Annotated in this window: 8 protein-coding genes; 5 read left to right on the plus strand and 3 right to left on the minus strand. The window is 64.8% G+C overall.

Translation table 11 applies throughout. The features are described from left to right. Window positions 1-4: 4 nt before the first annotated feature. The gene (locus AC0L2C_RS09795) at window positions 5-2,806 is read right to left on the minus strand and encodes a [protein-PII] uridylyltransferase (RefSeq protein ID WP_287066118.1); all 2,802 of its coding nucleotides are present in this window, start codon (window positions 2,804-2,806) and stop codon (window positions 5-7) included. Window positions 2,807-3,112: 306 nt separating this feature from the next. On the opposite strand from AC0L2C_RS09795, the gene AC0L2C_RS09800 reads away from it, so the two are divergent. The 3 genes from AC0L2C_RS09800 to AC0L2C_RS09810 are packed head-to-tail and all read left to right on the plus strand — an operon-like array spanning window position 3,113 to window position 6,940. Beyond that, window positions 3,113-5,617, plus strand: a complete 2,505-nt coding sequence (locus tag AC0L2C_RS09800) for a heavy metal translocating P-type ATPase (RefSeq protein WP_473523259.1) — start codon at window positions 3,113-3,115, stop codon at window positions 5,615-5,617. A gap of 43 nt (window positions 5,618-5,660) precedes the next feature. Further along, window positions 5,661-6,062 carry a CopM family metallochaperone gene (gene copM / locus AC0L2C_RS09805; protein ID WP_473523260.1) on the plus strand — a complete coding sequence of 134 codons (402 nt, stop codon included), beginning with the start codon at window positions 5,661-5,663 and terminating at the stop codon, window positions 6,060-6,062. A gap of 32 nt (window positions 6,063-6,094) precedes the next feature. Next, window positions 6,095-6,940: an aldo/keto reductase gene (locus AC0L2C_RS09810; protein ID WP_287066115.1), complete on the plus strand. Its 846-nt coding sequence runs from the start codon at window positions 6,095-6,097 to the stop codon at window positions 6,938-6,940. A gap of 24 nt (window positions 6,941-6,964) precedes the next feature. Here the strand turns inward: AC0L2C_RS09810 and mutS are convergent, their stop codons facing one another. Next, the gene (gene mutS / locus AC0L2C_RS09815) at window positions 6,965-9,715 is read right to left on the minus strand and encodes a DNA mismatch repair protein MutS (protein WP_287254581.1); all 2,751 of its coding nucleotides are present in this window, start codon (window positions 9,713-9,715) and stop codon (window positions 6,965-6,967) included. 142 nt (window positions 9,716-9,857) lie between these two features. Here mutS and AC0L2C_RS09820 point away from each other — a divergent pair, with 142 nt between their 5' ends. After that, a complete protein-coding gene (locus tag AC0L2C_RS09820; RefSeq protein WP_128244462.1) occupies window positions 9,858-12,137 on the plus strand; it encodes an NADP-dependent malic enzyme in 2,280 nt (759 codons plus the stop codon). Between the two features lie 17 nt (window positions 12,138-12,154). On the opposite strand, the gene AC0L2C_RS09825 is transcribed toward AC0L2C_RS09820, so the two are convergent. Beyond that, the gene (locus tag AC0L2C_RS09825) at window positions 12,155-13,147 is read right to left on the minus strand and encodes an adenosine kinase (RefSeq protein ID WP_473523261.1); all 993 of its coding nucleotides are present in this window, start codon (window positions 13,145-13,147) and stop codon (window positions 12,155-12,157) included. Window positions 13,148-13,341: 194 nt separating this feature from the next. Between AC0L2C_RS09825 and AC0L2C_RS09830 the strand changes: the two genes are divergently transcribed. Continuing rightward, window positions 13,342-14,037 carry a sulfate transporter family protein gene (locus AC0L2C_RS09830; protein ID WP_473490611.1) on the plus strand — a complete coding sequence of 232 codons (696 nt, stop codon included), beginning with the start codon at window positions 13,342-13,344 and terminating at the stop codon, window positions 14,035-14,037. The last annotated feature ends 33 nt before the right edge of the window (window positions 14,038-14,070 follow it).

A 14,070-nucleotide genomic window follows, 5' to 3' on the forward strand; every position in this document is an offset into this window, starting at 1 on the left:
GCGGTCACTCGGCCGCAGCCTTGGCCTTGCCGCCGCGCTCGGGCACGGTGCCTTCGAGGACGGCGATCAGCCTGTTTTTGATGGCGGCCATGCGGGTCGGGCTGTCGATCTTCTGGCCGGTGAGATCGGTGACATAGAAGGTGTCGATGACCTTTTCGCCGAAGGTGGTGATGTGTGCCGAGGCGATGTCGAGCGACAAGTCGGACAACGCCCCGGTGATCTCGGACAGCAGGCCCGGCCGATCCAGCCCCTCGACCTCGATCACCGAGAACCGGTTCGACAGCGTGTTGCGGATTTCGGCGCGCGGCTGGATGCGGAAGACCTTGGCGCCGCGCCGCGGCTTGGTGCGCTTCTCGATCATCTCCGGCAGCCAGCTCTTGCCCGACAGCACGTCCTCGATCAGCCGGCCGACGCGTTCGGCACGGCGGCGTTCGTCCTCGTCGCGGTCGAATTCCCTCGAGATCAGGATGGTGTCCAGCGCGCGGCCGTCGGAGGTGGTGAAGATCTGCGCATCGACGATGTTGCCGCCGGCCGCCACACAGGCGCCGGCAATGACCGACAGCAGGCGGGGATGGTCCTGCGCCAGCACGGTGATCTCGGTCACCGCCTCGAACTGGTGGGTCTTGATCATCGTGGCGAGCTTCTTGCCCGCCGCATCCGCCTCACGGATGAATTCGGCGTGGCGAAGCTGGTCGGCGAGATCGACCGCCAGCAGATAATTCTCATAGTGCTTGGCGACATAGCGCTTGCGCGCCTTTTCCGGCCAATCGGCGAGCGCCTCGGCCAGCTTTTCGCGGGCGGCCGCGGTGCGCATCGCACGCGACACTTCCGAAAACCCGCCGGTCAACAGCAGTTCGGTTTCGTAGTAGAGCGTGCGCAGCAACTGACCCTTCCAGCCGTTCCAGACGCCAGGCCCGACGCCTCTGATATCGCAGACGGTCAGGACGAGCAGCAGCTTCAGCCGTTCAACCGACTGCACGATCGCGGAAAAGTCCTCGATCGTCTTGCGGTCGTTGAGGTCGCGGGTCTGCGCGGTCATCGACATGACGAGATGGTTCTCGACCAGCCAGGCGACCGTTTCGGTGTCGGCCGCCGACAGCCCCATATGCGGGCAGATCCGCCGCGCGATCCGGGCGCCAGCTTCGGAATGGTCCTCCGGCCGGCCCTTGGCGATATCGTGCAGCAGCACCGCGACATAGAGCGCCTCGCGGCTTTTCTTCAGCCCCGGCATCAGCGAGTGGGCAAGCGGGTGGACCTTTTCACCGTCGCCGCGCTCGATCTCGGCCAGCACGCCGATGCAGCGGATCAGGTGCTCGTCCACCGTATAGTGGTGGTACAGCGAGAACTGCATCATGGCGACGATCTTGCCGAAATCCGGGACCAGCTTTGCCAGCAGTCCCGCCTCGTTCATGCGCCTGAGGTTGAGTTCGGCATTGCGGTCCGACGTCAATATGTCGAGGAACAGCCGGTTGGCTTCCTCGTCGCGCCTGAGCGCCTTGCCGACGAGGCCGAGCGAACGGGTCAGCAGCTTCAGCGCATCGGGGTGAAATTCCAGCCCGTGCTTGTCGGCGAACCAGAACAGCCTCAAGAGATTGACCGGATCGCGCTCGAACACCAGGTCGTCGGCGATGTTGATGCGATGGTTGTCGATAATGAAATCGGACGTGCCGGCAAGCTTGCGCTTGCGGCGCGAGAAGGTGAGGAAGATACGGTTGAAGCCCGGCACATGCTTGGCCTGCTCCTCCTCGAGCGCCGCGCAGAAGATGCGGGTCAGATCGCCGACGTCCTTGGCGACGAGGAAGTAATGCTTCATGAAGCGCTCGACCGCCGACAGGCCCGGATGTGTGGTGTAGCCCAGCCGCTCGGCGATCTCGCGCTGGATGTCGAAATGCAGCCGTTCCTCGGCCTTGCCGGTGAGGAAATGCATGTGGCAGCGCACCGCCCACAGGAAGTCCTCGGCCTTCTGGAATTCCCGGTATTCGGTGCCGGTGAAGACGCCCTTGTCGACCAGTTCCTCGCCGGTGCGGACCCGGTAGAAATACTTGCCGATCCAGAACAGCGTCTGCAGGTCGCGCAGGCCGCCCTTGCCGTCCTTGACGTTGGGTTCGACCAGATAGCGGCTTTCGCCGGCCTTCGCATGACGCTCGTCGCGTTCGGCAAGCTTGGCCTGCACATATTCGGGTCCGGTCGTGCGCACCACCTCGCGGTCGAAGCGCTGCAAGAGCTCGTCATAGAGCTTCTGCTCGCCCCACAGGAAACGCGCCTCCAGGATCGAGGTGCGGATGGTGATGTCGGTGCGCGACTGCCGCAGGCATTCGTCGATGTTGCGGGTGGCGTGGCCGACCTTCAGCCCCAGGTCCCACAGCACGTAGAGCATGTATTCGACGATCTGCTCGCCCCATGGCGTCTGCTTGTAGGGCAGCAGGAAGAGGAGATCGATATCGGATCCCGGCGCTAGCGTGCCGCGGCCATAGCCGCCGACCGCTACGACGGCCATGCGTTCGGCCGATGACGGGTTTTTGACGCGATAGACGTGGGTTGCGGCGAACTCGTAGAGCGCGCGGATGATTTCGTCCATGAGATGCGACAGCCGGGCGGCGCAGGCAGTGCCGCTGCCGTCGTCCATCAGCATGCGTTCGGCAATGCTGCGGCCGGCGGCCAGCCTGCTCTTGAGAAGCTGGAGAACACCGGCACGCGCAGCCTTGCCGGAGCCGTCGCCTGCCGTGGCCTCAGTCAGCGCAGTCATCTCGCGGCGCAAGGCTTCGCCGTCGATCAGTTCGTCGAGCTTCAGAGAGATTCTTGCCATAAGTGCCGTTCGGCCTCGCCGTTTTGGCGGCGTCTATAGCGCGTTTTCGCGGCGCTGGGTATGGGGCGGACGGACACGCTCTCCACGGGAGTCGAAACCGGATGATCGCCTCCTGCCGCACTTGATAGATGGTCTTGCTGGACGATGTTGCCAAGCCCGGAAGTGGCGGCGGCCATAAGCATGGAGCGGTTTGGGTCAGGCAGTCCGGCACGCACCACGGCACCAAACATCGAAATTGGCCTTGACCTTCCAGTTATTGGAAGCACTACCTCTGTTGCAAGTTCGAGACAGAGAGGCCTTTCCGCATTGACGCATTCCGACCACGACCATCACGCCCATAGCGGTTGCTGCCCGCCGAAAGCTGCTCCGTCCGTCGCCGACGCGGTCATTCGCGATCCGGTCTGCGGCATGACCGTCGATCCGGCCGCCGGCAAGCCGACCGCCGAGCATGGCGGCCATCGCTATCGTTTCTGCAGCGAGCGCTGCCGTTCGAGGTTCACGGCCGAGCCGGAAAACTACATTACCGCCACCGATCCGGTCTGCGGCATGCGTGTCGAGCGTGCCGCCGCGAAGCACTTTTCCCGGCATGAAGGCCAGGGCTTCTATTTCTGCTCGGCCGGTTGCAAGGTGAAGTTCGAGGCGGAGCCGGCAAAGTATCTTGGCGACAGGCCGGAGCAGCAGGCGATGCCGAAAGGCACGCAATACACCTGTCCGATGCATCCAGAAATCGTCCGCGACAAGTCAGGCGCCTGCCCGATCTGCGGGATGGCGCTGGAACCGATGGGCGCGCCGACCGGCGACGAGGGCCCGAACCCGGAACTGGTCGATTTCACCAGGCGCTTCTGGGTGAGCGCCGTGTTGTCGGTGCCATTGCTGATCTTCGCCATGGCGCCGATGCTCGGCCTGACGTTTAGCGCCTTCATCGAGGATTCGACCAAGATCTGGGTGGAATTGGCGCTGGCCAGCCCGGTTGTGCTGTGGGCGGCTTTTCCTTTCTTCCATCGCGGCTGGGAATCGGTTCTCAACCGCAGCCCCAACATGTGGACGCTGATTTCGCTCGGCGTTGGTGCCGCCTATCTCTACAGCGTCGCAGCCGCGCTGTTCCCCGATATATTTCCGCACCAGTTCCGCGGTCATGAGGGCACGGTCCCGGTCTATTTCGAGGCAGCCGCCGTCATCGTGGCGCTGGTTTTCCTCGGCCAGGTGCTGGAATTGCGCGCCCGTGAAAAAACCGGCTCGGCGATTCGCGCGCTGCTCGACCTCGCGCCGAAGACCGCGCGGCTGATCGGCGAGGACGGTTCCGAAAACGACGTGCCGCTCGACACGGTCAAGGCCGGCGACCGCCTGCGCATCCGCCCTGGCGACGCCGTGCCAGTCGACGGCATGGTGCTGGAAGGTCGCTCTTCCGTCGACGAATCGATGCTGTCAGGCGAGCCTCTGCCGGTCGAAAAGACTGAAGGCGACCCGCTCACTGGCGGCACGCTCAACAAGAACGGTTCGCTGATCATGCGCGCCGAGAGGATCGGCGCCGAAACTGCGCTGGCGCGGATCGTCGAGCTCGTCGCCAAGGCGCAGCGTTCGCGCGCGCCGATCCAGGGCCTGGCCGACCGCGTCTCCTTCTATTTCGTCCCGGCCGTCGTGGTGGTTGCGATCGTTGCGTTCATCGCCTGGGCGATCTTCGGGCCGCAACCCAGTCTGATCTTTGCAATCGTCTCGGCGGTCTCGGTGCTGATCATCGCCTGTCCCTGCGCGCTGGGCCTTGCCACGCCGATGTCGATCATGACCGCCACAGGGCGCGGCGCGCATGCCGGCGTGCTGATCAAGGACGCCGAGGCGCTCGAGCGCTTTGCCTCGGTCGACACGCTGATCGTCGACAAGACCGGCACATTGACCGAAAGCCGGCCGAGATTGACCGAAATCGTCGCTGCCGAGGGCATGGCGGACGATGATCTGCTGGCCCTTGCCGCCGGCCTCGAAAAAGGCTCGGAGCATCCGCTGGCCGAGGCGATCGTCGAAGGCGCCCGTGAACGCGGCGTAAAGATTCCCGACGCCGGCGGTTTCGAGGCGGTCACCGGCAAGGGCGTTTCCGGCACGGTGTCGGGACAGAAGGTGGCGCTCGGCAACGCCGCGATGATGGCCGCTCTCGGCATCGATATCGCATCCATCTCGACCAGCGCCGAGGCGCTGCAGGCCGAGGGCAAGACCGCGATGTTCGTCGCCGTCGGCAACAAGCTGGCCGGTATCGTCGCCGTCGCCGACCCGATCAAGGCGACGACATCAGAGGCGATAAAGGCGCTGCACGAGCGCGGCCTGAAGATCATCATGGCGACCGGCGACAACGAACGCACGGCGAAGGCCATCGCAAGCAAACTCGGCATCGACGAGGTGCGTGCCGGCCTGCTGCCGGAACAGAAGAGCGCGCTGGTCGAGGAGTTGCGCGCCAGCGGCGGCGGCGTCGCCATGGCCGGCGACGGCGTCAACGACGCGCCGGCGCTGGCCGCCGCCGATGTCGGCATCGCCATGGGCACCGGCGCCGATGTCGCGGTCGAAAGCGCCGGGATCACGCTGGTCAAGGGCGATCTCAACGGCATCGTTCGGGCCCGCACGCTCGCCCAGGCGACGATCCGCAACATCCGCCAGAACCTGTTCTTCGCCTTCCTCTACAACGTGCTTGGCGTGCCGGTCGCCGCCGGCGTGCTCTATCCGCTCACCGGCACGCTGTTGTCGCCGATGATTGCGGCAGCGGCGATGAGCCTGTCCTCGGTTTCGGTGATCACCAACGCGTTGCGGCTCAGGACGTTGAAACTCTGAGCCAAGTCCCCAGATAGGAACTCGTTCAAAAAGGAGATCATGAATGACGTTGGCCAAGAAGATCGTGCTGCTGCTGATGGCGGCCGGAATGCTGCTTGCCGTTTTCCTGGAAAGCATTCCGTCGCAAGCCCAGGAGACGAAACACGACATGGGGGCGCACGACATGGGGGCGATGGGCGCGCAGGGTGCCTCGACCGACAGCTACAAGGCGGCGATGGACAAAATGCACACCGCGATGACGGCGATCGAATATTCCGGCAATGCCGATGTCGATTTCGCCCGCGGCATGATCCCGCATCACCAGGCGGCTATCGACATGGCCAAGGTCGAGCTTGCCAATGGCAAGGATCCGGAAATGCGCAAGCTGGCCGAAGCGGTGATCGCGGCGCAGGAAGCCGAGATCAAGCGGATGCAGGATTGGCTGGTCGCCCATCCGGTGAAGTAGCATCGGCCATCGGGCCTCGACTGGAGCACGCCATGCCGTCAACGATAAGAACCACAACATTGCCCTCGGGCGAAGCCGTTCCCGTGCTGGGTCAAGGCACCTGGAAAATGGGCGAGGACGCCCGCCGCCATGCCGATGAGGTCAATGCCCTGAAGCTTGGGCTGGATCTCGGCATGACGCTGATCGACACCGCCGAAATGTATGCCAGCGGTGGCGCCGAGGAAGTGGTGGCGGATGCTATTGCCGGGCGCCGCGACGAGGTGTTCCTGGTCTCCAAGGTGCTGCCATCCAACGCCTCGCGCACCGGCGTGCCGGCTGCCTGCGAGACAAGCCTCAGGCATCTGCGCACCGACCGCATCGATCTCTATCTGCTGCACTGGCCCGGCAGCGTGCCGCTGGCGGAAACGGTCGAGGCCTTCGAAGCGTTGAAAAAAGCCGGCAAGATCCGCCATTGGGGCGTCAGCAATTTTGACACTCATGAGATGGAGGAACTGGTCAGCCTGCCGGCCGGCGACGGCGTCCAGACCAACCAGATCCTCTACAATCTGTCCCAGCGCGGCCCCGAATTCGACCTTGCGCCCTGGAGCCGGCAGCGCGGCATTCCGCTGATGGCCTATTCGCCGGTCGACCAGGGCGTATTGGCGCGCAACGCCAGCCTCGAAGCCATCGCCGCCCGCCACGATGCGACGCCGGCTCAGCTGGCGCTGGCCTGGGTGATGGCACAGGACGGCGTCATCGCCATTCCAAAGGCCAGCAAGCAGGAGCATATCCGCCAGAATGTCGCGGCGCTCGACATCGAGCTTACGCGTGAGGATTTCACCGAAATCGACCGCGCCTTCCCACCGCCGAGGCGCAAGCAGGGCCTGCAGATGATTTGAGGGATGGGAGCGGACGAGGCCCAGCTATTTCCCCGCCATTCCCTTCAGCCGATACAGCGCCTCCAGCGCCTCCCGCGGCGTCATCTCGTCGGGGTTGATCGCTCCGAGCGCGGCGCCCAGTGCATCGTCCTTCACCGGCTTCGGCGCTTCCCGTTTCACCGCCACCGAAAACAGCGGCAGATCGTCGACCAGCCGGTTGGCCTTGCCCGAAACCTCGCCCGCTTCCAGCTGATGCAGCACTTCCCTGGCCCGCCCGACCACCGCCTCCGGCAAGCCGGCCAGACGCGCCACCTGCACGCCGTAGGAGCGGTCGGCGGCACCCTTGCCGACCTCGTGCAGGAAGACCACGTCGCCTTCCCATTCCTTGACCCGCATGGTGACATTGTGCAGTCGAGCAAGCTTGCTGGCCAGCGCAGTCATTTCGTGGAAATGGGTGGCGAAGATCGCCCGGCAGCGGTTTTTCTCGTGCAGATACTCGACCGCCGCCCAGGCGATCGACAGGCCATCGAAGGTGGCGGTGCCGCGGCCGATCTCGTCGAGGATCACCAGCGCGCGCTCGCCGGCCTGGTTGAGGATCGCCGCCGTTTCGACCATCTCGACCATGAAGGTCGAGCGGCCGCGCGCCAGATCGTCGGAGGCGCCGACACGTGAAAACAGCCGGTCGACGACGCCGATATGGGCTGATGTCGCCGGCACGAAGGAGCCCGTCTGGGCGAGGATGGCGATCAGCGCATTCTGCCTGAGGAAGGTCGATTTGCCGCCCATATTGGGGCCGGTCAGCAGCCAGATCGCGCCGTTTTTGGCATTGCCTTCCGGCGACAGATCGCAATCATTGGCGACGAACGGTCCTTCGCCCGAACGCCGCAGCGACTGTTCCACCACCGGATGCCGCCCGCCCGAAATGGCGAAGGCGAGGCTCGCGTCCACGATGGGTCGGCACCATGCCTCGCTTTCGGAAAGCAGCGCCAGTGCCGCCGACACGTCGAGCACGGCGAGTGCTTCGGCGCCGGCGCGGATCTTGTCCGCCTCGCCGACCGCTTCCGCCGTCAGCCTGTCGAAGGCGGCAAGCTCGATCGCTAGCGCCCGGTCGGCGGCATTGGCGATCTTCGATTCCAAGTCCGCCAGTTCGGTCGTGGTGAAGCGCATGGCGTTGGCCATGGTCTGGCGATGGATGAAGCGCGCCTTCGCCCCGTCGCTGCTCGTCATGATCGCATGGTTGTTGGCGGTGACTTCGATGTAGTAGCCAAGCACATTGTTGTGCCGGATTTTCAGCGAGCGGATGCCGGTTTCGTCGATCAGCGAGCGCTCCAGCCCGGCGATCACCTTGCGCGATTCATCACGCAGCGCCCGCATCTCGTCGAGCTCAGCGTTGTAGCTGGAACGGACGAAGCCGCCGTCGCGCTTGAGCAGCGGCAGTTCGTCGGCGAGCGCCCGCGTCAGATGCTCGGCCAGCGGGCGCGGCAGCGCCTCGATCGCCGCCAGCGCCGCCGCCAATTCTGGCGGCAGGGCGGTCGCCCCAAACAGTTCGGCAATAGCGCCGGCGGCCTCGAACCCGGCACGCAGCGCGCCGAGATCGCGCGGGCCACCGCGGTTGAGCGCCAGCCGCGACAGCGCGCGTGGCATGTCGGCGACGCTCTTCAGGCTCGCCCGCACCGCCTGGCACAGCCGTGTCTCGGACCGGAAGAACGACACCGAATCCAGCCTTGCGCCAATTGCCGCCGGATCGGTCAGCGGCGCCATCAGCCGGTCGGCGAGCAGCCGCGCGCCGCCGCCGGTCACCGTGCGGTCGATCGCCTTGAACAGCGACCCCTCGCGGCTGCCGGACAGCGTGCGCAGCAGTTCCAGATTGGCGCGTGTCGCCGGATCGATGAACAGCGTCGAACCCTGCTCCTCGCGCTCGGGCCGCGACAGCGGCGGCCGCTCGGCCTTCTGCGTCTTCTCGACATAGGCGATGGCGCCCGAGATCGCCGACAGTTCGGCGCGGGAAAACGTGCCGAAACTGTCCGGCGTCGCCACCTCGAAGAAACGGGCGATGCGCCCGGCGGCCGACGCCGAGTCGAACAGGCTCGGCGGCTGCGGACTGGCGATGCGGCCGAGCACATCGAACACCGGTTTCAGCTCCGGATCGTAAAACACCGGTTCGGCGACGATCAGTTCGCGTGGGTCGACGCGAAAGACATCGGCGAGCAGCCGGTCGGCGCTGGTCTCGGCAACGCGGAAGGCGCCGGTCGAGATCTCGATCCAGGCCAGCGCAAAACTTCCTTGGTTCCCTGTCGCGCTGCTGCGCTCCCCGCTTCTTTGATCGGCTCCGCCCTTGACCCGGCCAAGTGCCATCAAGAAACTCGATTCCGACGGCGCCAGCAATTTGTCCTCGGTGATGGTGCCGGGCGTTACCAGCCGCACCACGTCGCGGCGCACCACCGATTTGCCGCCGCGTTTCTTCGCCTCTGCCGGATCCTCGATCTGCTCGCAGACGGCGACGCGGAACCCTTGTCCAATCAGCTTCTGCAGATAATCGTCGGCGGCATGCACCGGCACGCCGCACATCGGGATGTCGAGGCCCTGGTGCTTGCCACGCTTGGTCAGGACGATGCCGAGCGCCCGGCTCGCCTTCTCGGCGTCATCGAAGAACAGCTCGTAGAAATCGCCCATGCGGTAGAACAGCAGCGAATCCGGGTTCGCCGCCTTGATCTCGATATACTGCTCCATCATCGGCGTTGCCGGCGCAAAGGCCGGCGTAGCGCTGTCGCTGCGAATGGGCGTTTCGTCGTTCAAGAAGTTGCTTCCAAAATTTCCCAAGCCATCTGCTTGGCGGTTTACAGCGGCGAAGTGTAGCCTTAATCCCGAACGTTCCACAAAAGAAAGCACCGCGCGCGTCTCAACGAGGTGCTGCACGGGTGAGGAAATCGAAAGCATCATGGCCAAGAAAACCGAAAGCAACGGCCCCTCCGTCAGTGCGCAGGAGGCGCTGGAATTCCATGCCATGGGCCGCCCCGGCAAGCTGGAGATCGTCGCCACCAAGCCGATGGCCACCCAGCGCGACCTCAGCCTCGCCTATTCGCCGGGCGTCGCGGTTCCGGTGCTTGCCATCGCCGAGGATCCCAGCCGCGCCTTCGACTACACGGCGCGCGGCAATATGGTCGCCGTCATCTCCAACGGCACCGCCATCCTCGGCCTCGGCAATCTCGGCGCGCTGGCCGCCAAGCCGGTGATGGAAGGCAAGGCGGTGCTGTTCAAGCGCTTCGCCGATGTCGATTCGATCGATCTCGAGGTCGACACCGAGGATGCCGAAGAGTTCATCAATTGCGTGCGTTTCCTTGGGCCGTCGTTCGGCGGTATCAATCTGGAAGACATCAAGGCGCCGGAGTGCTTCATCATCGAGCAGCGGCTGCGCGAACTTATGGACATACCGGTCTTTCATGACGACCAGCACGGCACCGCCATCATTTCGGCGGCCGGCCTGATCAACGCGCTGGAAATCACCGGCCGCGACATGAAGACCACCAAAATGGTCTGCAACGGCGCCGGTGCCGCCGGCATCGCCTGCATCGAACTGATGAAGGCGATGGGCTTTGCGCCCGAAAACATCATCCTGTGCGACACCAAAGGCGTCGTCTTCCAGGGCCGCACCGAAGGCATGAACCAGTGGAAGTCGGCGCACGCCGTCAAGACCGACGCGCGCTCGCTGGCCGAGGCGCTCGACGGTGCCGACGTGTTCCTCGGCCTCTCAGCCAAGGGCGCGCTGACCACCAAGATGGTGCAGTCGATGGCCGAGAAGCCGATCATCTTCGCCATGGCCAACCCCGATCCGGAGATCACGCCGGAGGAAGTCGCCGAAATCCGCGCCGATGCCATCATGGCGACCGGGCGTTCGGACTATCCGAACCAGGTCAACAACGTGCTTGGCTTCCCTTACATCTTCCGCGGCGCGCTGGACGTGCGGGCGACCACCATCAATGACGACATGAAGATCGCCGCGGCGCGTGCGCTCGCCGAACTGGCGCGCCAGGATGTACCCGACGACGTCGCCGCCGCCTACCAGGGCATGCGGCCGAAATTCGGCCCCAACTACATCATCCCGGTGCCGTTCGACCCGCGCCTGATCTCGGCCATTCCGATCGCGGTTGCCAAGGCCGCGATGGAATCCGGCGTCGCGCGCAAGCCGATCCTCGACCTCGACCGCTACGCGCAGGAGCTTTCCGCACGCCGCGATCCGATCGCCTCGACCCTGCAGCGCATCTACGACCGCGTGCGCCGCCAGCCCAAGCGCATCGTTTTCGCCGAGGGCGAGGAGGAGCAGGTGATGCGCGCCGCCGTCTCCTATGTGAACCAGCGGCTCGGCACCGCCATCCTGCTCGGCCGCGACGACATCATCAAGGAGAACGCCAGGAACGCCGGCATCGAACTGAACAAGCAAGGCATCGAGATCATCAATGCCAGGTTGTCGCGCCGCAACGGCGTCTACACCGACTATCTGTACGAGCGCATGCAGCGCAAGGGCTTCCTGTTTCGCGACTGCCAGCGCCTGATCAACAACGACCGCAACCATTTCGCCGCCTGCATGGTGGCGCTGGGCGATGCCGATGGCATCGTCACCGGCGTCACCCGCAACTACTCGACGGCGCTCGACGACATCCGCCGCATCATCGACGCCAAGCCCGGCCACCGCGTCATCGGCGCCTCGATCGTGCTGGCGCGGGGCCGAACCGTGATTGTCGCCGACACCGCCGTGCACGATATGCCGAATGCCGAACAGATCGCCGACATCGCCGAGGAGGCCGCCGGCTTTGCCCGCCGCATGGGTTATGAGCCGCGGCTGGCCATGCTTGCCTATTCCACCTTCGGCCATCCGCAGGGCGAGCGCTCCGAACGCATCCAGGAAGCGGTGCGCATCCTCGACAAGCGGCGCGTCGATTTCGAATATGACGGCGAGATGGCAGCCGACGTGGCGCTCAGCGCACGCGCCATGGCGCAATACCCGTTCATCCGGCTGACCGGTCCGGCCAATGTGCTGATCATGCCGGCATTCCACTCGGCCTCGATCTCGACCAAGATGCTGCAGGAGCTCGGTGGCTCGACCGTCATCGGCCCGCTGCTGGTCGGCTTGGATAAGCCGGTTCAGATCGTCTCGCTCAACGCCAAGGACAGCGACATCGTCAACATGGCGGCGATTGCCGCTTATACCGCCGGGGCGTGAGGAACGAGCGCCTCTTCCTACAGCAGCCCTGCCTGCTCAGCCTCGTGGCGTAAATTCTGCCGCGGCCTTGGCCCGATCTGCTGGATCACCAGCCCGGCCGCCAGCGAGCCGAGATCGCCGCAATGCTTCAGGCTGCGGCCTTGTGTGTAGCCGTAGAGGAAGCCGGCGGCATAGAGGTCGCCGGCGCCGGTGGTGTCGACCAGTTCGCGGATTTCCGTCGCATTGATGGTGACGGTCTCGTCGCCGCGCACGATGATCGAGCCCTTTTCGGAGCGGGTGACGGCGGCGATCTTGCAATCCTTGCGGATCTGGGCCAGCGCCTCGTCGAACGAGGCGGTCTGGTACAGCGACTTGATCTCGTGGCTATTGGCAAAGACGATATCGACGGTGCCCGAGCGCATCAGCTCCAGAAACTCCTCGCGGTAGCGGTCGACGCAGAACGAATCCGACAATGTCATCGACACTTCGCGCCCGGCTGCGTGGGCGAGCTTCGCCGTCTGCCGGAACGCTTCCTTGGCGCGCGGCGGGTCCCACAGATAGCCCTCGAAATAGGTAATGGCGGCGCCCGACGCCTTGTCCGCCTCGACATCCTCCGGACCGAGCTCGACGCAAGCGCCGAGATAGGTGTTCATCGAGCGCTCGCCGTCCGGCGTGACGAAGATCATCGAGCGCGCCGTCGGCGGTTCGCCATTGAGCGGCCTGGTGTCGAAGGCCACGCCCTGGGCGTGCATGTCATGGGCGTAGATCTCGCCGAGCGTGTCATTCGAGACCTTGCCGAAGAAGGCGGCGCGGCCGCCGAAGCTGGCGACGCCCGCCGCCGTGTTGCCGGCGCTGCCGCCGGAGGCTTCGATGGCCGGGCCCATGCGGCTGTAGAGCAGCTCGGCGCGCCTCGTGTCGATCAAATTCATCGCGCCCTTGATGATGCCGTTCGTCTCAAGGAATGCCTCGTCGCACTGGGCGATGATGTCGACAATGGCATTACCGATACAAAGCACGTCATAGTTCGGCATCAATCATGTCTCCGCGAAAAACCACCGGCTTTCTGGCATGCCGGCCGCGGGCGGGTCTAGCGATTTGATGCGGCTTTGCCTAGGTCGTGATTTTAATTGGCGTGACGCCGCACGTGGTTGCGCCCTTGGTTGCGCTTGTGACTTCTCGTGTCTCCGCTTATTTCGCAGATGTTCAACATGGAATTGGAAACGCCGTGATCTCCAGCGCCGCCCGCGCCGCCGCCAGCCAGCTGTTCTCGCCCGAATTCCGCTCGGTGTTCGTAAAAACGTTGGGCCTGACCTTGCTGGCGCTCGCCGCGCTTTGGTTCGCCATCGAGGGCCTGTTCGAATGGCTGGCCTGGCCATGGATCGACGCATGGCTGCCCGCACTGCCGTCCTGGGCCGGATGGCTGGGCGTCATCGTCGCCGGGATCGGTCTGGCGCTGGGTCTGGCGCTGCTGATCGCGCCGGTGACGGCGATCATCGCCGGCCTGTTCCTCGACGACGCCGCCGAACTGGTCGAGCGCACCGACTATCCCAATGACCCACCCGGCCGCGCCATGCCGGCGCTGCGCTCGCTGGTGCTGGCGATAAGATTCTTCGGCGTCGTCATCCTCGGCAACATCGTGGCCTTGCTGCTGCTGCTGGTGCCGGGCATCAACATCGCTGCCTTCTTCATCGTCAACGGCTATCTGCTGGGACGCGAATTCTTCGAATTCGCCGCCATGCGCTTTCGCCCGGAGGCCGAAGCACGGGCGTTACGCAAAAAACATGCCGTCACGGTGTTTCTCGCCGGGCTGGTTGTTGCTGCCTTCCTCGCCGTGCCGCTGCTCAACCTTCTGACGCCGCTGTTCGCCGCCGCCATGATGGTGCATTTGCACAAGGCCATCTCGGCGCGGGAAGCGGCTTAGGAGTGCTGATGCTCTGGTAATGCCGGCTTGCGA

Source organism: Mesorhizobium sp. WSM4845, from assembly GCF_055811455.1.

Excerpts from the sequence above, each read along its gene's own strand:
- AC0L2C_RS09825 (WP_473523261.1), bottom strand. The coding sequence starts at position 13,147 with ATGCCGAACTATGACGTGCTTTGTATCGGTAATGCCATTGTCGACATC.
- AC0L2C_RS09810 (WP_287066115.1), top strand. The coding sequence starts at position 6,095 with ATGCCGTCAACGATAAGAACCACAACATTGCCCTCGGGCGAAGCCGTT.
- AC0L2C_RS09820 (WP_128244462.1), top strand. The coding sequence starts at position 9,858 with ATGGCCAAGAAAACCGAAAGCAACGGCCCCTCCGTCAGTGCGCAGGAG.
- AC0L2C_RS09795 (WP_287066118.1), bottom strand. The coding sequence starts at position 2,806 with ATGGCAAGAATCTCTCTGAAGCTCGACGAACTGATCGACGGCGAAGCC.
- copM (WP_473523260.1), top strand. The coding sequence starts at position 5,661 with ATGACGTTGGCCAAGAAGATCGTGCTGCTGCTGATGGCGGCCGGAATG.